The following is a 19,197-nucleotide window of genomic DNA, read 5'->3' as shown; positions in this document are numbered from 1 at the left end:
GCGCCGGGTCGATCTGGCAGGCTTGCACGTCGTGAGCACAGACGGTCTGATCGTGGTGGACAAGCCGGGCGGCATGACGTCGCACGATGTGGTGGCGCGGCTGCGCCGCCTCGCGCGTACCCGGCGGGTGGGCCACGGAGGCACCCTCGATCCGATGGCCACCGGCGTGCTGGTGATCGGGGTGGGGCGGGCGACCCGCCTGCTGACGTACGTGATCGGTGCCGACAAGACGTACGCCGCCACCATCCGGTTGGGGCAGTCCACCGTCACCGACGACGCGGAAGGCGACGTGATCTCCACCGCACCCGCCGGTGGCGTGACCGACGAGGCGATCCGCGCCGCCCTGGCCGCGCTGACCGGCGAGATCGACCAGGTGCCGAGCGCGGTCAGCGCCATCAAGATCAATGGGCAGCGGGCGTACAAGCGGGTCCGGGACGGCGAGAGCGTCGACCTGCCCGCCCGGCGGGTCACCGTGTCCCGGCTGGACGTCCTGGCGATCCGACGCGATCAGCCCGACCTGGTGGACGTCGACGTCGAGGTGGCCTGCTCGACCGGCACGTACATCCGGGCGATCGCCCGGGACGCGGGCCTGGCGCTACAGGTCGGCGGGCACCTCACCGCCCTGCGGCGTACCGCTGTGGGCGGTTTCACCCTGGCCGAGGCCGCCACCCTCGACGAGCTGGAGCAGCGGGCGCCCGAGGTGGTCGATCTGCCGCTGGCGGCGGCGGCCGCCCGGTTCTTCACCCGCCGGGACGCCAGCCCGGACGAGGCGAAGGTGCTCTCCCACGGCGGACCACTCGACGCGGTCGGCCACCCGGGGCCGTACGCGGTCTTCGACCCCGCCGGCCAGCTGATCGCTATCGTCAGCGAGCGGGCCGGCCGGGCCCGCGCCGAGATCGTGCTCGCCCCGGCGTGACAGCGGCCGGTGCCCGGGGTGGGACACCGGCATACCGGCGACAGGAAAGGATCAGCATGCAGCGGTGGCGGGGGTACGACGCGGCGCCGGGGGGCTGGGGACGCGCAGTCGTCACCATCGGTGTCTTCGACGGCGTGCACAAGGGCCACCAGGCCACCATCGGGTACGCCGTGGCCCGCGCCCGGGAGTTGGGCGTGCAGTCGGTCGTGGTCACCTTCGACCCGCACCCGGCGGAGGTGGTCCGGCCCGGCTCCCATCCGGCGGTGCTCACCGAGCCGGCCCGCAAGGCGGAGTTGATCGAGGCCCTCGGCGTCGACGTGCTCTGTGTGGTGCCGTTCACGCCCGAGTTCTCCCGGCTGCCGGCCGAGGCGTTCGTCCATGACGTGCTGGTCGAACACCTGCACGCCGCGCTGGTGGTGGTGGGGGACAACTTCCGGTTCGGGCACCGGGCGGCCGGGGACGTGGCGCTGCTGGAGCAACTCGGTCGTACCTTCGGCTTCGCCGTGGAGAGCGCCCCGCTGGTGGCCGAGGCCGGCACGGTCTTCTCCTCGACGTACATCCGCTCCTGCGTGGATGCCGGCGACGTCACGGCGGCGGCCAGCGCGTTGGGCCGGCCGCACCGGCTGGAGGGCGTGGTGGTCCGGGGCGACCAGCGCGGCCGTGAGCTGGGCTTCCCGACCGCGAACCTGCTCTGCCACCGGTACGCCGCGATTCCCGCCGACGGCATCTACGCCGCCCGGCTGATCCGTCGCGGCCGACGGGAGCCGCTGGGCGCGGCCGTCTCGATCGGCACCAACCCGACCTTCTCCGGGCGGGAACGTCGGGTCGAGGCGTACGCGCTGGACTTCACCGGCGACCTGTACGGCGAGCGGCTGGCCCTGGATTTCGTGGCGCATCTGCGGGGGCAGATCCGCTTCGACGGGATCGAACCGCTGGTGGCCCAGATCGCCCAGGACGTCGAGCGAACCCGCCGAGCGCTGGACTGACCCGCCGGGCGCTGCACTGAGTGGCCTCATCCGGGCGATCGGGACGAGGTGCTGGTAGGCTGGCGGAGACGTCGGCTGACCGACGTGAGTCCTCGCATGTCTGCTCGACGCCGCGGATGCGAGGACGGTCCGGAAAAGGTGCCCAGCCTGTAGCAATTCAGCCTGGCCCGCACGGACTGCATCGACAACCCACTGAAACAGGGAGAACATGGCGCTCGACCAGCAGGCAAAGGCCAAGATCCGCGAGGAGTACGCGACCGCCGAGGGTGACACCGGGTCGCCCGAGGTTCAGGTCGCGGTCCTCACCAAGCGGATCGCCGATCTCACCGAGCACCTGAAGGTGCACAAGCACGACCACCACAGCCGCCGTGGGCTGCTGCTGCTGGTCGGCCGCCGCCGTCGGCTGCTCAACTACGTGCAGAAGAAGGACATCAACCGCTACCGGTCGCTCATCGAGCGGCTCGGCCTGCGCCGGTGACGTGAGACGGGGGAGTGGCCACCGGGCCGCTCCCCCGTCGGCGTCCCAACTCGAGACACGGGCCGCGAGCACCCAGACAGGGGAGCCGTCGGCGTACCGGTCTCCGGTAGTGGCCTCCGGGCCTCCGGCATCTCGTCGGTGGTCCCGGGCGCTTCGATCGAAGACCGGCCGTCGGTACAGCTCCCGCTCGTGGCCCCCCGATGCGAAGGAGCATTGCCGCACCATGACCGAGACCAAACTCGGCACCGAATCCCGCACCGCCGTGATCGACAACGGGTCCTTCGGCACCCGCGAGATCACGTTCTCCACCGGTCGGCTGGCCCGACAGGCCGCCGGCTCCGTCGTCGCCCAGCTGGGCGAGACGGTCGTCCTCTCCGCCACCACCGCCGGCAAGCAGCCGAAGGAGCAGTTCGACTTCTTCCCGCTGACCGTCGACGTCGAGGAGCGGATGTACGCCGCGGGCCGCATCCCCGGCTCGTTCTTCCGTCGCGAGGGTCGTCCCAGCGAGGACGCCATCCTCACCTGCCGCCTGATCGACCGGCCGCTGCGCCCGTCGTTCGTCAAGGGCCTGCGCAACGAGGTCCAGGTGGTCGAGACGATCCTCGCGCTCGACCCGCAGCACCCGTACGACGTGGTGGCGATCAACGCCGCCTCGATGTCGACCAAGCTGTCCGGCCTGCCGTTCTCCGGCCCGATCGGGGCGACCCGGATGGCGCACGTCGACGGCCAGTGGGTCGCCTTCCCGACCCACGAGGAGCTGAGCCGGGCCACCTTCGACATGGTGGTGGCCGGTCGGGCCCTGGCCGACGGCGACGTCGCGATCATGATGGTCGAGGCCGAGGCCACCGAGCACACCGTCAAGCTGGTCGCCGACGGTGCCCCGGCCCCCACCGAGGAGGTCGTGGCCAGCGGTCTGGAGGCCGCCAAGCCGGCCATCCGTGAGCTGTGCCGGGCGCAGAGCGAGCTGGCCGAGGTGGCCGCCAAGCCGGTCGCCGAGTTCCCGGTGTTCCTGGACTACCAGGACGACGCGTACGACGCGGTCGCCGAGTTCGCTCGCGCCGACGTCGCCGAGGCCCTCCAGATCGCCGGCAAGGCGGACCGCGAGGAAGCCCTGGACGCGATCAAGTCCCGCCTGGTGGAGGAGCTCGGCCCGCGCTTCGAGGGTCGGGAGAAGGAGCTGTCGGCTGCCTTCCGCTCGCTGACCAAGTCCGAGGTGCGCAACCGGGTACTGCGTGAGCAGGTCCGCATCGACGGGCGTGGCCCGCGCGACATCCGGCCGCTGAACGCCGAGGTCGGCGTACTGCCCCGGGTGCACGGCTCGGCGCTGTTCGAGCGCGGCGAGACGCAGATCCTCGGCGTCACCACGCTCAACATGCTGCGCATGGAGCAGGCGCTGGACACCCTCTCCCCGGAGAAGTCCAAGCGCTACATGCACAACTACAACTTCCCGCCGTACTCGACCGGTGAGACCGGCCGGGTCGGCTCGCCGAAGCGTCGCGAGATCGGCCACGGCGCGCTCGCGGAGCGGGCGCTGATCCCGGTGCTGCCCTCGCGCGAGGAGTTCCCGTACGCCATCCGCCAGGTCTCCGAGGCGCTCGGCTCCAACGGCTCCACCTCGATGGGTTCGGTCTGCGCCTCGACGCTGGGTCTGCTCAGCGCCGGTGTGCCGCTGAAGGCCCCGGTGGCCGGCATCGCCATGGGCCTCATCTCCGACGAGGTCGACGGCAAGACCCAGTACGTCACGCTCACCGACATCCTCGGTGCCGAGGACGCCTTCGGTGACATGGACTTCAAGGTCGCCGGCACCCGGGACTTCGTCACCGCGTTGCAGCTCGACACCAAGCTCGACGGCATCCCGTCCGACGTGCTGGCCGCCGCGCTCCAGCAGGCCCACGAGGCCCGGCAGACCATCCTCGACGTGATGCAGCGGGCCATCGAGGCTCCGGCCGAGATGTCCGACTACGCGCCGCGGGTCACCACGGTGAAGATCCCGGTCGACAAGATCGGCATGGTGATCGGCCCGAAGGGTCAGACCATCAACGCCATCCAGGACGAGACCGGCGCCGAGATCTCCATCGAGGACGACGGCACGATCTACGTCGGCGCCACCAACGGCCCGTCGGCGCAGGCGGCGGTCGAGCGGATCAACGCGATCGCCAACCCGACCATGCCGAAGGCCGGTGACCGGTTCCTCGGCACGGTGGTCAAGACCGCACCGTTCGGCGCGTTCATCTCGCTGCTGCCGGGTCGTGACGGCCTGCTGCACATCTCCAAGGTGGGCGACGGCAAGCGGGTCGAGAAGGTCGAGGACTTCCTCAACGTCGGCGACCGGGTCGAGGTCGAGATCGCCGACATCGACCAGCGCGGCAAGATCTACCTGGACAAGGTCCGTCCCGAGGGCGCCGAGGCACCGGCTCCCGCCGAGGCGGAGGGTGAGCGGCCGGCCAGCCGTGGTGACCGGGGTGACCGTGGTCCGCGTGACCGGGGTGACCGGGAGCGCGGCGGCGACCGTGGCGGCCGTGGCCCGGAGCGGGGCGAGGGCGGCGAAGGTGGCGGCGATTCCCGGCCGCGCCGGCGCACCCGGCACAGCTGATCTCCCACCCGTACTGAATGATCCGCTGACCGGCCGGGCGACGAAGTCGCCCGGCCGGTTCGTCACCGTCCACCCCCGTCGTACTGGAAGCAGGTTGCCGTGAGTCGTACCCGGCGTTCGTTCCCGTCCGTGGCGCGCCCGGGGGCGACGCCACCCGGCACCGACCGGCACGCCGTCGGCACCATCCGGTCGGCCGGCGGCTCGACCCGGGCCGTCACCCGGACGCTGAGCGAGGACCCCCTGGGGGGTACGGTGCGCCGCACCGTGCTGCCCAGCGGGCTGCGGGTACTGACCGAGGCGATCCCGGCGATGCGTAGCGTCTCGTTCGGCATCTGGGTCGCGGTCGGATCGCGGGACGAGACCGGGCCCACGGCCGGAGCCGCGCATTTCCTGGAACACCTGCTGTTCAAGGGCACCCACAAGCGGGGCGCGCTGGAGATCTCCTCGTCGATCGAGGCGGTGGGCGGTGAGACCAACGCCTTCACCACGAAGGAGTACACCTGCTACTACGCCCGGGTGCTCGACGAGGACCTGCCGCTGGCCATCGACGTGATGTGTGACCTGGTCGCCGACTCGGTACTGGAACCGGCCGACGTGGAGACCGAGCGGGGCGTGATCCTCGAAGAGATCGCCATGCACGACGACGAGCCGGGCGACGAGGTGCACGACCTGTTCGCCCGGGCCGTCTACGGCGACCATCCGCTGGGCCGGCTGATCTCCGGCACCTCGGACACGGTCACTCCGATGACCCGCCGTCAGATCCAGACCTTCTACCGGCGTCGGTACGTCGCGCCGCAGATCGTCATCGCCGCCGCCGGCAACCTCGACCACGCCGCCGTGGTCCGGCTGGTCCGGCAGGCGCTGCGCGGCACCCCGCTGGACACCGAACCGGCGTCGCCCGCGCCGCACCGACCGGCCGCCCCGGCGGTACGCACCCGGGCCGCCAGCACTGTGGTGCAGGTGAAGGAGACCGAGCAGGCGCACGTCGTCCTCGGTTGCCCGGCCATCGACCGGCTCGACGAGCGGCGCTTCGCGCTCGGCGTACTGAACAACGTGCTCGGCGGCGGCATGTCCAGCCGGCTGTTCCAGGAGATCCGGGAGCAGCGAGGGTTGGCCTACTCGGTCTACTCCTACGCCAGCCAGTACGCCGACAGTGGACTGTTCGGTGTCTACGCCGGGTGTGCGCCCGGCCGGGTCGACGAGGTGCTGGAGCTGACCCGGACCGAACTGGCGCGTACCGCCGAACAGGGCATCACCGAGGCCGAGCTGGCCCGGGGCAAGGGGATGAGCAAGGGGTCGTTCGTGCTCGGCCTGGAGGACACCGGCTCGCGGATGAGCCGACTGGCCAAGGGTGAGCTGCTCTACGGCAACCTGATGCCGGTCAACGAACTGCTCGACCGGGTCGACTCGGTCACCCTGGACGACGTCAACACCCTCGCTGCCGACCTGCTCGCCCGACCGATGTCCCTGGCAGTCGTCGGCCCCTTCGCCAACCGCACCTTCTGACCGCCCGACCGCCCTTGTCGGCTTCGTGCGCGGTGATCGACTCCATGACAGCGTAATGGCGGTAACCCGGTCGGCCGGATACCGCCACTGCGCCGTAACGGAGTCGATCACGCCGGATCTCCTGCCTCTGGCGGTGGCTGCGGAGCCGCTTGGGATAGGTTGTGCCGCGTGACTGACGAGCGGGAAATGGGTGGGCCGATCCGGGTCGGCGTGCTGGGTGCGCGGGGCCGGATGGGTGCCGAGGTGTGCAAGGCCGTCGACGCCGCTGCCGACACGACGCTGGTGGCGGCGGTGGACCAGGGCGACGAGCTGGCTGCTGTCGCGGACGCCGGTGCGCAGGTGGTGGTGGACTTCACCACCCCCGGGGTGGTCATGGACAACCTGCGCTGGTGCATCGAGCAGGGCATCCACGCGGTGGTCGGCACCACGGGCTTCACCGAGCAGCGTCTCGACCAGGTGCGCGACTGGTTGGCCGGCAAGCCGGGCGTGGGTGTGGTGATCGCCCCGAACTTCGGCATCGGCGCCGTACTGATGATGCAGTTCGCGGCCCGCGCCGCCCGGCACTTCGAGTCCGTGGAGATCATCGAGCAGCATCACCCGCGCAAGCTCGACGCGCCCAGCGGCACCGCCACCCACACCGCCCGCCTGATCGCCGCGGCCCGCGCCGAGGCCGGCCTGGGCCCGGTGCCGGACGCCACCGCCGACGAGGTCGCCGGTGCCCGGGGCGCCGACATCGACGGGGTACGCGTGCACGCCGTTCGTGCCACCGGGCTGGTCGCCCACCAGGAGCTGCTCTTCGGCACCACCGGTGAGACGTTGACCATCCGGCACGACTCGTACGACCGGGTCTCGTTCATGCCCGGCGTGCTTGTCGCGGTCCGCGCGGTCGGCAACCGCCCCGGCCTGACCGTCGGCCTGGACCCGCTGCTCGACTGAGCCGCTCGATCGTCAGTGACCGCCCAACGGAGTGTTCTGGTAGGCGGCGAAGAGCCAGCGGTCCGCCAATCGGTGTGCTACCAAGGAATAGACGGTGCGCTTGTTGCGGAGGCGGTGGGGCGCCGGTCAGCTGGCCTCGGTCGGCTCGGTGGGGACGGCGACGTGCAGGCGGAGCTGGGGGACAAGCATGTCGTCCACGTCCAGCGCGCGGCCCGCGCCGTCGGGTTCCCAGCCGGCCGCGGTGAGGAACTTGCGGGACGCCTGGTCGCCCTCGAACACCCAGGCCAGGGCCGTGCTGAAGCCGGATTCGCGCCACAGGTCGACGCTGGCGGCCAGCAGCCGGCTGCCGTGTCCACGGCGGCCCCACCGGGGCTCGACCAGCAGGTCGGTCACCGCGACCACGTCCGGGCCGAGGGCCTCGGCCGGCTCGTTCGGGGCCAGCGCCTCGGCGTCGACCGGACCGGAGGCGGCGAAGCCCACCAGATACGATTGCTCGGCCTGCTCGACGGCGACCAGTACCCGATGGTTCTCGCTGGGCGGTTGGCGCACCGCAGCCTCCCAGCGTTGGGCGAGCATCGCCTCGTCGAGGTTGGCCAGCACGTGCCGGGGCAGCAGTCGTCGGTAGGCGACCCGCCACGTGGCGAGCTGGATGCGTGCGATCTCGCCGGCGTCCTCGGGACGCGCCGGGCGGACAAACCCGAGAGCCATGGGACGACAGCCTACGCAGGGTGAGGGAGGCGACGGTGGCGCAGGGTGCCAGGCGGACGGTCGGACAGATCGTCGTCGTGGTCGTGCTCGCCGTCGCGGTGGCCGCCTTCCTGTCCGTGGCGGCGGCCCGACACGGCTTCTTCGACCTTCAGGTCTACCGGGGGGCGTTGGTCTGGTGGGCCCGCGACGGCGGGGAACTCTACGACTACCTGCGCCCCGGCACCCAGTACGGCTTCACCTATCCGCCGTTCGCCGCGTTGCTGATGCTGCCGATGGCGTACCTGCCCTGGCATGCGGCGATCGTGGTGAGCGTGGCCGCCGGCGTGGCGACCAGCGCGGTGTTGATCTGGTGGCTGCTCGACCCGGTGTCGCGCCGGGCCGGCTGGACCCGCTGGTTCGCCTTCGCGGTGGCGCTCTGCCTCGCCGCCGCGTTCGAGCCGATGCGCGAGACGATCAACTTCGGCCAGGTCAACACGCTGCTGTTGTTCCTGGTCGCGGTGGACCTGCTGCGGCTGCTGCCGGGTGGCAGCCGGTGGGCCGGCATCGGCATCGGCCTGGCCACCGCGATCAAGCTCACGCCGGGCATCTTCATCGTCTACCTGCTGGTGACCGGCCGCATCCGGGCCGCGGTCACCGCCGTCGCCGCCGCGACCGGTGCGACGGTGCTCGCCGCGGCGCTGTTCCCGGACGCCTCCCGGGAGTTCTGGACCACCGCGCTGTGGAACACCGGCCGGGTCGGTGAGCTGGCGTTCGTCTCCAACCAGTCGCTGCGTGGCGTGGTGGCCCGGCTCGACCCGACCAGCCCCAGCACGCTGGCCTGGCTGGCGCTGGTGGCGGCGACGGTGGCGCTGTGGGTGTGGCGGTCCCGTGCCGCCGTGTCCGCCGGAAACGAGACCGCCGGCCTGGCCCTGACCGGCGCGGTGATGTGCCTGGTCAGCCCGGTCACCTGGGTGCACCACCTGGTCTGGCTGCTGCCGGCGCTGCTGCTGCTGGTCGAGGGCGGTGTGGCCGCGCCGTCGCGCAGCCGCCGACGCCGCCTCCTGCTGGCCGGCGCGATCGTCGGGTACGGCTTCCTGATCAGCCGGATCGTCTGGGCGTGGGAGAGGGACTTCACCGGGCTGGACGGGTTCGTGTTCAGCAACACCTACGTGTGGATCAGCCTGGCGCTGCTGGCTTTCCTGCCGGTACGCCGAGCCGTGCGGGCCGACGGGCCACCGGCCTCAGTCGTCGAGCCGTCCGGTGTAGCGCAGCTCGACCAGTCCGAGCGGCGTACGCCCGCCGGACAGTGGCACCTGATAGGTCGACCGCTCACCGTCCGGTGACAGCCCGGCCCGCTCGTAGAAGCGGCGGGCCCGATGGTTGTCCGCCAGCACCCAGACCCGGTACTGCGTCCAGCCCCGATCGCGCAGGCCCGCCCGGGCCGCCGCGAAGAGCGCCTTCGCCGTGCCGTCACCCCAGTGCTGGGGTGCCACGTACATCGCCACCACCTCGCCGTACGCCGGGTCGAGGTCGCCCCGGTCCTGGTTGTTGCGGTACGGCCCGAAGGTGGTGAACCCGGCGAGCACGCCGTCGATCTCGGCGAGCAGGGTGGTGAACGGGTGCTCCGGTTCGGCGGTGCCGAGATCGCGGCGGCGTTGTGCCCAGGCCACCGGGTTGAGTCGAGCCAGCACCTCGTCCGGCATGATCCCGGCGTACCCGGCCCGCCATCCGCTGATGTGCACCCGGGCGATCGCCTCGGCGTCGGTGGCCTGCTCGCGGCGGATGGTCGGCATGACTGCCGTTCTACGCGGCCGACGACGGCAGGTCCAGCGTGGCGCACGGGTGTCGTACGGCTGACGTAGCCTGCCTGCGATGGCCGCACCGGAATCGCTCTCGCTCGCCCAGGCCCGACGCATCGCGCTGACCGCCCAGGGCTTCGCCGACCCCCTGCCCACCGGGGCACCGACCCGCCGGCACCTGCGTCGGGTGCTCGACCGGGTCGGCCTGATCCAGATGGATTCGGTGAACGTGCTGCAACGGGCGCACTACCTGCCGCTCTACAGCCGGATCGGGCCCTACCCGACGTCGTTGCTCGACTCGGCCGCCTACCGGGCGCCTCGTGAGCTGTTCGAGTACTGGGGCCACGAGGCGTCGCTGGTGCCCGTCGGGCTGCATCCGACGCTGCGCTGGCGGATGGCCCGGGCGCACGACGACGCCTGGGGCGGCATGCGGGGCATCGCGCAGGAACAGCCGCAGCTGGTGGCCTGGGTCCGCGACGAGGTGGCTGCCCGGGGGCCGCTGACCGCCGCCGAGATCGAGCACGACGCGCCCCGGACGACAGGCAACTGGGGGTGGAACTGGTCGGCGGTCAAGCAGGCCCTGGAGTTCCTCTTCTGGGCCGGTGAGGTCTGCGCCGCCACGCGCACCACGTCCTTCGCCCGCCGCTACGACCTGCCCGAACGGGTGCTGCCCGCCGAGGTGCTGGCCGCGCCGACGCCGACCGCGGCCGAGGCGTACCGGACCCTGGTCGGCATCGCCGCCCGGTCGCTCGGGGTGGCCGCCGAGCCGGAGCTGCGCGACTACTTCCGGCTGCCGGTGGCCGGGGCTCGGCAGGCCATCGCCGAGCTGGTCGAGGCGGGGGAGCTGAGACCGGTCACGGTGCAGGGCTGGCGGCATCCGGCCTGGCTGCACACCGACGCCCGGCTACCTCGGTGGGTACGCGGCAACACGCTGGTCAGCCCCTTCGACCCGCTGATCTGGGAACGTGCCCGTGCCGAGCGGCTGTTCGACTTCAGCTACCGCATCGAGATCTACGTGCCGGCGGCGAAGCGGGTGCACGGCTACTACGTGCTGCCGTTCCGGCAGGGTGAACGCTTCACCGCCCGGGTCGACCTGAAGGCCGACCGCAAGGCCGGCGTGCTGCTGGTGCCGGCCGCCTGGGTCGAGCCGGGCGCCGACCCGGGGGAGACCGCCGTGGCGCTGGCCGCCGAGCTGTACCGCCTGGCCGGCTGGCTGGGCCTGGACGCGGTGGCACCGCCGGCCGCCGGTGACCTCGCCGCCCCGCTGGCCGCCGCCCTGCTGGGCGTGTCCGGTGTACGGTGAGGCTCGTGACGAGCGTTGACCAGCCGCCCGCCCAGCCGCACCAGCCGACCGGCGAACCAACCCCCACCGCACCCGGTGCCCCATCGGGCAGCGCCGCGCCGAGCGGTGTCGGGCAGGCCGCCGCCGTACCCGGTGCTGTCGGGCGGGGCGAAGCGGGGCCGACCCCTGCCGGGGCGGACGGAGCCTGGCCGGGCGGTGTCGGGCCGGGGGCTGGTGCGCCGCATGGTGTGGGGCCGGGTGAGTGGCCGCAGGGATATCCGGGCGGCTATCCGGTGGTCGAGTCGGATCGGCTGTCCCGGTTCGTCGCGCGGGTGCACGCTCGTACGCCCCGCTGGGTGGTGCCGTTGGCCGCGCTCGGCTGTGTCGGCGCGGGCATCGGCTACACCCTGATCAGCGACCCCACCCGGTCGGCGCCGGACGCCCTGCCGAGCTGCCTGCTCAAGCTGACCACCGGGCTGGACTGTCCGGGCTGTGGTGGCACCCGCGCGCTGTGGTACGTGCTGCACGCCGACCTGCCCGCCGCCGCCCGGCACCATTTCCTCTTCGTCTTCGCGCTGCCCTTCCTGGCGTACTTCTTCATCGCCTGGGCCGGCAAGCAGGCGTTCGGTTGGCGACTGCCGGAGCTGCGCGTCGGCCCGAAGGCGGTCGGCGTCTTCCTCGCCGCCTGGCTCGCCTTCTCCGTAGCCCGCAACCTCCCCTGGTACCCCTTCACCACCCTCTACGTCTAACCCACCCCCACCCCGCCCTCCCCACGCCCGCGATCTTGCAGTTCTGGTCGCGGCATAAGGGGTGAAGGGTGCATCTCGGCGACCACAAGTGCAAGATCGCGGAGTGGTGGGTGGGGTGGGGAGGGTGTGGGGGCGGGGGAGGGGTGGGGTTAGAGTCGCGGAATGCCGGAGATGGTGCAGCCCCAGGTCAGGTTGATCGCGTGGACTCATTTTGAGCCGCCGCAGGACGTGCCGTGGTCGACGGACGCCGACGGCGGGCAGGCGCTCGCCGAGTTCGCCGGGCGGGCCTGTTACCAGAGCTGGAAGAAGCCGAACCCGGCCACCGCCACCAACGCCGGCTACCTCGCGCACATCCTGGAGGTCGGGCACCTCTCCGTGCTGGAGCACGGGTCGGTCAGCTTCTACTTCACCGGGGTGTCGCGTTCGTTCACCCACGAGCTGATCCGGCACCGGCACTTCTCGTACTCGCAGCTGTCCCAGCGGTACGTGCCGGAGCGGGACGCGGCGATGGTCGAGCCGCGGGTGATCGCCGAGGACCCGGAGCTGCACAAGCGGTTCGTCGAGGCCGCCGAGGCGAGCGTACGGGCCTACAACGAGCTGCTGGAGGGGCTGGAGCGGCACTTCGTCGACGAGCCCAACCCGACGCTGCGGCGCAAGCAGGCCCGTCAGGCGGCCCGGGCCGTGCTGCCGAACGCCACCGAGACCCGCATCGTGGTGTCCGGCAACTACCGCGCCTGGCGGCACTTCATCGCGATGCGGGCCACCGAGCACGCCGACGTGGAGATCCGCGAGCTGGCGGTGGAGTGCCTGCGGCAGTTGCAGCGGGTCGCGCCGAACGTCTTCGCCGACTTCGTCATCTCGACCCTGCCCGACGGCACCGAGGTCGCGGCGAGCCCGCTCGCCGAGCAGTCCTGAGCGGGTTCCGGGCGCTGCCCGCCCGGGGCGCATGCCACCCTTCCCCGGCAGTCCTCCAGTCGCTGTCCGATAGGTTGTCACCATGACGCACGACCACGTTGACGCCCCGGCACGGGCGGTGTCCCGCCCCTTCGGCCGGGTGATCACCGCCATGGTGACCCCGTTCACCGCCGAGGGCACGCTCGACCTGGACGGCGCCGCGCGGCTGGCGAACCATCTCGTCGCTGAGCAGGGCAACGACGCGCTGGTGATCAACGGCACCACCGGCGAGTCGCCGACCACCACGGAGGCTGAGAAGGAACAGCTGATCCGCACCGTGGTGGAGGCCGTGGGGGACCGGGCGCGGGTGCTGGCCGGGGTGGGCACCAACGACACCCGGCACACCATCGAGCTGGCCGCCTCGGCGGAGAAGGCCGGTGCGCACGGGCTGCTGGTGGTCACCCCGTACTACAACAAGCCGCCCCAGGCGGGGCTGCTGCGACACTTCACCGCGGTGGCCGACGCCACCGGGCTGCCGGTGATGCTGTACGACATCCCGCACCGCTCCGGTGTGCCGATCGAGACCGAGACCCTGGTCCGGCTCGCCGAGCACGGCCGCATCGTCGCGGTGAAGGACGCCAAGGGCGACCTGACCGCCACCAGCTGGGTGACCAGCCGTACGGACCTGGCGTACTACAGTGGCGAGGACTCGCTCACGCTGCCCGCGTTGGCCGTCGGTGCCGTCGGCGTGGTCGGCACCTCGACGCACTTCAGCGGCGCGGACACCAAGCGGATGATCGAGGCGTACGACGCAGGGGACATGTCGACCGCGTTGACGCTGCACCGTCGACTGCTGCCGCTGTTCACCGGGATCTTCCGTACCCAGGGCACCATCCTGGTCAAGGCCGGCCTGACCGTGCAGGGCCTACCGGCCGGCCCGGTCCGCTCGCCGTTGGTGGACGCCACCGAGGACCAGGTGGCTCAGCTGCGCGCCGACTGCGCGGCAGCGGGCCTACCACTTCCCGAATGATCAAACGACCGGACGGACGCCGGGTGACGGCGTCACAGAATGAGGTGAGCGCGTGACCGAGGCGCACAACGAGGAGGCTCAACTTCCCCCGCCGCTGCCGGAGGGCGGATTGCGGATCATCCCGCTCGGTGGGCTCGGCGCCATCGGTCGGAACATGACCGTCTTCGAGTACGACGGGAAGTTGCTGGTCGTCGACTGTGGGGTGCTCTTCCCCGATGTGGAGCAGCCCGGCGTCGACCTGATCTTGCCCGACTTCGGGCCCATCCTCGACCGGCTCGACGACATCCAGGCGATCGTGCTGACCCACGGCCACGAGGACCACATCGGCGCCGTGCCGTACCTGCTCGCCCACAAGGCCGACATTCCGTTGGTCGGCTCGCAGTTCACCCTGGCGCTGGTCGAGGCGAAGCTGGCCGAGCGGCGGATCCAGCCGTACACGTTGACGGTGCGCGAGGGCGGCCGGGAGCGGCTCGGCCCGTTCGAGTGTGAGTTCTTCGCCGTCAACCACTCGATCCCGGACGCGCTGGCGGTGGCCATCCGTACGCCGGCCGGGCTGGTGCTGCACACCGGCGACTTCAAGATGGACCAGCTTCCGCTGGACGGGCGGATCACCGACCTGGCCGGGTTCGCGCGGCTCGGCGCCGAGGGTGTCGACCTGCTGCTGTCGGACTCCACCAACGCGGAGATCCCCGGCTTCGTCACGCCGGAACGGGAGATCGGCCCGGTCCTCGACTCGATCTTCGCGAAGGCCCGCGGCCGGATCATCGTCGCCTCGTTCGCCTCCCACGTGCATCGGGTGCAGCAGGTCTTCGACTCGGCGCTGGAGCACGGCCGCAAGGTAGCCCTGATCGGCCGGTCGATGGTGCGCAACATGGGCATCGCCCGCGACCTCGGCCTGCTGAACATCCCAGCCGGCCTGGTCGTCGGCCTGGACGAGGCGACCTCGATGCCGCCGGAGCAGATCGTGCTGATGTCCACCGGCTCGCAGGGGGAGCCGATGAGCGCCCTGGGTCGGATGGCCAGCGGTGATCACCGGCACATCACCATCGCCCCCGGCGACACCGTGGTGCTGGCCTCCTCGCTGGTGCCCGGCAACGAGACCTCGGTCTACCGGGTGATCAACCGCCTGGCCCGCGCCGGTGCCGTGGTGGTGCACAAGGACGTGGCCAAGGTGCACGTCTCCGGCCACGCCCCGGCCGGCGAACTGCTCTACCTGCTCAACGTCGTACGCCCGAGCAACCTGATGCCGGTGCACGGCGAGTGGCGGCACCTGCGGGCGCACGCGCGACTGGGCATCGAGTCCGGCGTCGCGCCGGACCGGGTGGTGCTCTGCGAGGACGGCGACGTGGTCGACCTGGTCGAGGGCCGCGCCAGCCTGGTCGGGCGGGTCAAGAGTCGGTACGTCTACGTCGACGGCCTCGCCGTCGGTGACGTCAGCGAGTCGCTGCTCACCGAGCGGCGCATCCTCGGTGACGGCGGGTTCATCGCCACCACCGTCGTGGTCGACTCGGTCACCGGCAAGGTGGTCGCCGGTCCCACCGTCTCCGCCAAGGGTTTCTCGGAGGACGCTGCGGCGTTCAACGCGGTGATCCCGCTGGTGACCGAGGCGCTGAACCGGGCCGCCGCGGACGGGATCACCGATCCACACCAGCTTCAGCAGATCGTCCGTCGGACCGTGGGCCGCTGGGTCAACGACGCCTACCGGCGCCGGCCGATGATCGTGCCCACCGTCGTCGAAGTCTGAACCGTCCGGCGGTTCTGCCCGTACTCCGACCCGGCAGGCGTGCCCGCGCCCGCCGGGAGGAGCGTGGCGGATGGACCGCAGAAGATTGACAGCCATCGGTGTCGTGGTGGCCGCGGTGGGCGCGGCGGCGGCGGTGACCCTGCCGTCGTTCGCCGGTGACAGCGGTGCGCCGCGGGTGCCGGCCGGTCCGGCGGTGGAGGGTGCCGACCCGCAGGTGGTCGAGGCGCTGCGCCGGGATCTGGGCCTCGACGAGACCCAGGTCGCGGCCCGGCTGAAGACCGAACGCTGGGCCAGCGGCGTGGTCGATCAGCTCCGGACGGAGCTGGGGGCGGACTACGGCGGCAGTTGGCTCAGCGCCGACGGCAGTCAGTTGAACGTGGCGGTCGCCGACCCGGCCGAGGCGGCGCGGGTCCGTGCCGCCGGGGCGGTGCCGAAGGTGGTCGAGCGTGGGGTCGGGCAGCTCGATGCGCTCAAGACCAGAATGGACCGCAGCGCCGCCCGCGCCCAGCAGGTCTCCGGCTGGTACGTCGACGTGGCCTCGAACAGTCTCGTGGTGCTCGCCCAGCCGGGTGCCGAGGCAGCCGGGTGGCGGTTCGTGGCCCGCGCCGGGGTGCCGCGCCAGGCGGTCCGGATGGCCACCGAGGAGCAGCCGCGACTCTTCGCCGACGTACGTGGCGGTGAGCCGTTCTTCGTCGGCGCGGGACGCTGCTCGGTCGGCTTCGCGGTGGTCGGCGGCTACGTCACCGCCGGGCACTGCGGCCGGGTCGGTGCCCGCACCTCCGGCCCGGACGGGGAGTTGCAGGGCGTCTTCCGGGCATCCTCGTTCCCCGGCGACGACTGGGCCTTCGTGCAGGTCAACAGCAACACCCGGGTGCTGCCGGAGGTGACCGACTTCCGGGGCGGCATCGCCCGGGTCGCCGGCTCGCGGGAGGTGCCCGCCGGTTCGTCGATCTGCCGGTCCGGCTCCACCACCGGGGTCCGCTGCGGCACCGTGCAGGCCCGCAACGCCACCGTGCGCTACCCGGAGGGGCTGGTCAGCGGGCTGGTCCGGACCAACGTGTGCGCCGAACCCGGCGACTCCGGCGGCTCGTGGATCTCGGGCAACCAGGCCCAGGGCGTCACCTCCGGTGGCTCGGGTGACTGCGTCCGTGGCGGCACCACGTTCTACCAGCCGATCAACGAAATCCTGCAACGCAACAACCTGACCCTGCTCACCACGCAGAACTTCCGCGCCCTGAGCGGCCAGCGCTGATCTGCCGGGCCCGGCCGGCACGCCAGCCGGTCGGGCCCGCTCGCGGTTGCTCGCGGCCGGGCCCGAGCGCCGGCGGGGTCAGGGCAGGGCGGCGACCGCCTCGGCGTACGCGACGCCGGTCCGTACCGCCGCGTCGACCAGGACCGTCACCTGGGCCGGGGCCACCCCGTACGCCAGGTCCGTGACCACCTCACCGGCCAACACCAGCTCACCGTCACCGGGATCGTGCACGTACGCCTTGGGTAGCAGCCGGTCCCGGTTCCAGCCGTTGCAGAAGGCGTACGCCTCGGCCCGGCGGGCCGTCGGCAGTCGACGGTCGGCGACCACCCGCGCGTGCAGCACGTCGCCGCGTTCCCCGGCCCGCCGGAACTGGATCACCGCGTCGCCCCAGCGCCCGAGCACCGTGCCGGCACTGTCGAGGGCGTACCGGTCGCCTCGCCGGTCCAACACCGTAGTGATCATTGCCACGGAGAGCGCCCCCAACTCCTCCTCGGCCATGCTCCGGCGCTCGCCCGCCGTTCCGCCGTCCGACCAACGCTCGCCCGCCGGCTCGTCGTCGCCCGCCAGTTCCCCGCCGTCCACCGGTTCGCCGTCGATCGGCTCGTCGTCGATCGGTTCGTCGGCGGGCAGGGGCACCGGCGGGGCCGACGGTCGTTCGGCCAGCCAGGCAGCCATTCGGCCGGACTGGTGTCCGGTGCCGTTGCGGGCGTCGAAGCTGCCGGCCAACTCGGTGGCGACCGCGAGCAGTTCCGCACCGAGGGCCGCCACCGTGACCGTCGCGGCGGGCCGCCCGTGGTACGCCGGCCGGCGTACCGTCCGGTCGCCGCGCTCCTCGGCGGCCAGGGCGCAGACCAGCGCGCCAGCTGCGGCGAACTCCATCACGGCCAGGTCGTCGTGCGGCTGGTCGAGCCGGGGCACCTGCTCGACGAGGATCTCCAGCCCACGGTCGAGGTGGCCGCCGAGCGCGCAGAACCGCAGATGGGTGGCGAGGTGGTCGAACCCGTCCGGGGCGACGCGGTGGCGACGGTACGCCCGCACGTGCGCCTGCGCCGCCCGCTGCGCCGCGCCCGCCCGCAACCACGGCAGCAGCGCACCGGCCAACGCGGCCTCGGGCTGGGCGGTGCAGCCGGCCGTACCGTCGAGCAGGGGTTCGACGGCGGCGAGCGCCTCGGCCCAGTCACCCCAGCCGGCGAGCAGTTCGGCCTGGCGTACGGGCAGGCAGTCGGGGCAGCCGGCGGCCGGGTCCGGGCCGGCGGTCTGCCAGCGTCGCAGCCAGTGTCGGGCGGTGGGCTCGTCCCCGACGTGGTCGGCGATGCGGCAGCGCAGTTGGGCGACGAGGGCCTCGCCGTCGTGGCGCGCCGGGTCGTCCAGCCCGTCCAGTACGGTCCGGGCCTGGTCGAGGCCGATGCGGGAGGTGCCGAGCAGGGCCTCGACGGCGTACCGCTGGTAGCGGCGCAGCGTCTCGTCGTCCGGGCCGACGGGGCGCGTGCCGCCGCCGGGGCGCTGCGGCCGGCGGGCCGTGTCGAGGCAGCGCCGGACGGGCTCGAAGAGCCGCCACCGTTGGCCGCCACGCAGGTGGGCCTCGACCAGTTCGGCCCAGGCGTCCATCGCGGACCCGGCATCGCCGGTGGCCTCGGCGAGGGCGGCGACGCGTTCCAGTTCGGCGATGCGCGCCTCGCCGTCGGGCCTGTCACGCGCGTCGGCCAGCAGGTCGGCGGGACCCCGGTCGGCCCGTCCGTCGGCCGGCGTCGACATCCGTGGCCGGCTGCGGCGGCCGGTGGCCCACCCGCTCACCGGGGTGCCGTCCCCAGGATCTGCCCCACCTCGGTGGCCAGCCCGCAGCCGGTGACGATGCCCCGGTCGAGCAGGCGGTCCAGCTGGTGCGGTGTCACTCCCCGTTCCAGGTCGGTGATGACCTCGCCGCAGATCCGGGCCTGCCCGGCGTCGTCGACGTGCACGAACGCCTTCGGCCAGAACCGGTCCCGGTTCCAGCCGTTGCAGAACTCGTGCAGCCTCGGTACGAGCTCCACCGGGAAGGTGTGCGTGGCGACCGTACGGACCTGGAGCAGTTCTCCGAGGTCGCCGGCGCGCAGGAACCAGATGTGCGCCTCGGCCCATCGTCCGACCAGGTTGCCGCCGGCGTCGGTGGTGACCGCGTGGCCCCGGTTGGCGAGCACCGCGGCGACCAGGTCGTGGGTCAACGGTCGTAGCGTGTCCGGATGCCCGGCCAGCGGGCCGTCCAGACCGTCGTCGTACTCCGGCGACGCCATCGGGCATCCCTTCGCCAGGCAAATATCACGGCAGGTGGCGGGGACCGCGTTGCGACACGCGGAGCCGACCAGGAA

17 protein-coding genes are annotated in these 19,197 nt (G+C 72.3%); 13 read left to right on the top strand and 4 right to left on the bottom strand.

Going from position 1 to position 19,197, the window contains the following annotated elements:
* Positions 1 to 31: 31 nt before the first annotated feature.
* From truB to dapB, 6 genes are all read left to right on the top strand, one after another.
* Complete coding sequence (gene truB / locus EG812_RS10735) at positions 32 to 916, top strand: tRNA pseudouridine(55) synthase TruB (protein ID WP_126711486.1); 885 nt, start codon at positions 32 to 34, stop codon at positions 914 to 916.
* A gap of 56 nt (positions 917 to 972) precedes the next feature.
* Positions 973 to 1,902, top strand: a complete 930-nt coding sequence (locus tag EG812_RS10730; protein ID WP_013732183.1) for a bifunctional riboflavin kinase/FAD synthetase — start codon at positions 973 to 975, stop codon at positions 1,900 to 1,902.
* A gap of 208 nt (positions 1,903 to 2,110) precedes the next feature.
* On the top strand, positions 2,111 to 2,380 hold the full coding sequence (gene rpsO, locus EG812_RS10725; RefSeq protein WP_013732184.1) for a 30S ribosomal protein S15: 270 nt from the start codon (positions 2,111 to 2,113) through the stop codon (positions 2,378 to 2,380).
* A 223-nt stretch (positions 2,381 to 2,603) separates the two neighbouring features.
* Positions 2,604 to 4,973, top strand: coding sequence for a polyribonucleotide nucleotidyltransferase (locus tag EG812_RS10720; protein WP_126711485.1), 2,370 nt, complete (start codon positions 2,604 to 2,606; stop codon positions 4,971 to 4,973).
* A 183-nt stretch (positions 4,974 to 5,156) separates the two neighbouring features.
* Positions 5,157 to 6,479 (top strand): M16 family metallopeptidase, encoded by a 1,323-nt coding sequence (locus EG812_RS10715; RefSeq protein WP_126711699.1) that lies wholly within the window; start codon positions 5,157 to 5,159, stop codon positions 6,477 to 6,479.
* Positions 6,480 to 6,665: 186 nt separating this feature from the next.
* Entirely contained in the window at positions 6,666 to 7,415 is a 750-nt protein-coding gene (gene dapB / locus EG812_RS10710) for a 4-hydroxy-tetrahydrodipicolinate reductase (protein ID WP_502697185.1), read from the top strand.
* 126 nt (positions 7,416 to 7,541) lie between these two features.
* Here dapB and EG812_RS10705 read toward each other — a convergent pair whose 3' ends face one another.
* On the bottom strand, positions 7,542 to 8,123 hold the full coding sequence (locus tag EG812_RS10705) for a GNAT family N-acetyltransferase (protein ID WP_013732188.1): 582 nt from the start codon (positions 8,121 to 8,123) through the stop codon (positions 7,542 to 7,544).
* A 35-nt stretch (positions 8,124 to 8,158) separates the two neighbouring features.
* Between EG812_RS10705 and EG812_RS10700 the strand changes: the two genes are divergently transcribed.
* Positions 8,159 to 9,445: a glycosyltransferase family 87 protein gene (locus EG812_RS10700; RefSeq protein WP_126711698.1), complete on the top strand. Its 1,287-nt coding sequence runs from the start codon at positions 8,159 to 8,161 to the stop codon at positions 9,443 to 9,445.
* Here the strand turns inward: EG812_RS10700 and EG812_RS10695 are convergent.
* Positions 9,344 to 9,895, bottom strand: a complete 552-nt coding sequence (locus EG812_RS10695) for a GNAT family N-acetyltransferase (RefSeq protein ID WP_013732190.1) — start codon at positions 9,893 to 9,895, stop codon at positions 9,344 to 9,346. The genes EG812_RS10700 and EG812_RS10695 overlap by 102 nt on opposite strands.
* Positions 9,896 to 9,974: 79 nt before the next feature.
* On the opposite strand from EG812_RS10695, the gene EG812_RS10690 reads away from it, so the two are divergent.
* From EG812_RS10690 to EG812_RS10665, 6 genes are all read left to right on the top strand, one after another.
* Entirely contained in the window at positions 9,975 to 11,204 is a 1,230-nt protein-coding gene (locus EG812_RS10690; protein WP_126711483.1) for a winged helix-turn-helix domain-containing protein, read from the top strand.
* Positions 11,205 to 11,209: 5 nt separating this feature from the next.
* Positions 11,210 to 11,932, top strand: a complete 723-nt coding sequence (locus tag EG812_RS10685; protein WP_199743849.1) for a DUF2752 domain-containing protein — start codon at positions 11,210 to 11,212, stop codon at positions 11,930 to 11,932.
* 171 nt (positions 11,933 to 12,103) lie between these two features.
* The gene (gene thyX / locus EG812_RS10680) at positions 12,104 to 12,847 is read left to right on the top strand and encodes an FAD-dependent thymidylate synthase (protein ID WP_043723373.1); all 744 of its coding nucleotides are present in this window, start codon (positions 12,104 to 12,106) and stop codon (positions 12,845 to 12,847) included.
* A gap of 82 nt (positions 12,848 to 12,929) precedes the next feature.
* Entirely contained in the window at positions 12,930 to 13,856 is a 927-nt protein-coding gene (dapA, locus tag EG812_RS10675; protein ID WP_013732194.1) for a 4-hydroxy-tetrahydrodipicolinate synthase, read from the top strand.
* A 52-nt stretch (positions 13,857 to 13,908) separates the two neighbouring features.
* Positions 13,909 to 15,600, top strand: a complete 1,692-nt coding sequence (locus EG812_RS10670) for a ribonuclease J (RefSeq protein ID WP_013732195.1) — start codon at positions 13,909 to 13,911, stop codon at positions 15,598 to 15,600.
* A gap of 70 nt (positions 15,601 to 15,670) precedes the next feature.
* Positions 15,671 to 16,852 carry a S1 family peptidase gene (locus tag EG812_RS10665; protein WP_013732196.1) on the top strand — a complete coding sequence of 394 codons (1,182 nt, stop codon included), beginning with the start codon at positions 15,671 to 15,673 and terminating at the stop codon, positions 16,850 to 16,852.
* A 78-nt stretch (positions 16,853 to 16,930) separates the two neighbouring features.
* On the opposite strand, the gene EG812_RS10660 is transcribed toward EG812_RS10665, so the two are convergent.
* Both EG812_RS10660 and EG812_RS10655 read right to left on the bottom strand, forming a co-directional pair.
* Positions 16,931 to 18,607 (bottom strand): type III secretion system chaperone family protein, encoded by a 1,677-nt coding sequence (locus EG812_RS10660; RefSeq protein ID WP_126711482.1) that lies wholly within the window; start codon positions 18,605 to 18,607, stop codon positions 16,931 to 16,933.
* Positions 18,608 to 18,642: 35 nt separating this feature from the next.
* The gene (locus tag EG812_RS10655) at positions 18,643 to 19,122 is read right to left on the bottom strand and encodes a type III secretion system chaperone family protein (protein ID WP_013732198.1); all 480 of its coding nucleotides are present in this window, start codon (positions 19,120 to 19,122) and stop codon (positions 18,643 to 18,645) included.
* Positions 19,123 to 19,197 lie beyond the last annotated feature (75 nt).

Source organism: Verrucosispora sp. FIM060022 (assembly GCF_003977705.1).
In the GTDB taxonomy this organism is placed as follows: Bacteria; Actinomycetota; Actinomycetes; order Mycobacteriales; family Micromonosporaceae; genus Micromonospora; species Micromonospora gifhornensis.
This window is presented reverse-complemented; position numbering and strand designations above follow the sequence as displayed.

Excerpts from the sequence above, each read along its gene's own strand:
- dapA (WP_013732194.1), top strand. The coding sequence starts at position 12,930 with ATGACGCACGACCACGTTGACGCCCCGGCACGGGCGGTGTCCCGCCCC.
- dapB (WP_502697185.1), top strand. The coding sequence starts at position 6,666 with ATGGGTGGGCCGATCCGGGTCGGCGTGCTGGGTGCGCGGGGCCGGATG.
- rpsO (WP_013732184.1), top strand. The coding sequence starts at position 2,111 with ATGGCGCTCGACCAGCAGGCAAAGGCCAAGATCCGCGAGGAGTACGCG.
- EG812_RS10660 (WP_126711482.1), bottom strand. The coding sequence starts at position 18,607 with ATGTCGACGCCGGCCGACGGACGGGCCGACCGGGGTCCCGCCGACCTG.
- EG812_RS10665 (WP_013732196.1), top strand. The coding sequence starts at position 15,671 with ATGGACCGCAGAAGATTGACAGCCATCGGTGTCGTGGTGGCCGCGGTG.
- EG812_RS10705 (WP_013732188.1), bottom strand. The coding sequence starts at position 8,123 with ATGGCTCTCGGGTTTGTCCGCCCGGCGCGTCCCGAGGACGCCGGCGAG.
- thyX (WP_043723373.1), top strand. The coding sequence starts at position 12,104 with ATGGTGCAGCCCCAGGTCAGGTTGATCGCGTGGACTCATTTTGAGCCG.
- EG812_RS10695 (WP_013732190.1), bottom strand. The coding sequence starts at position 9,895 with ATGCCGACCATCCGCCGCGAGCAGGCCACCGACGCCGAGGCGATCGCC.
- EG812_RS10655 (WP_013732198.1), bottom strand. The coding sequence starts at position 19,122 with ATGGCGTCGCCGGAGTACGACGACGGTCTGGACGGCCCGCTGGCCGGG.
- EG812_RS10690 (WP_126711483.1), top strand. The coding sequence starts at position 9,975 with ATGGCCGCACCGGAATCGCTCTCGCTCGCCCAGGCCCGACGCATCGCG.
- EG812_RS10720 (WP_126711485.1), top strand. The coding sequence starts at position 2,604 with ATGACCGAGACCAAACTCGGCACCGAATCCCGCACCGCCGTGATCGAC.
- EG812_RS10730 (WP_013732183.1), top strand. The coding sequence starts at position 973 with ATGCAGCGGTGGCGGGGGTACGACGCGGCGCCGGGGGGCTGGGGACGC.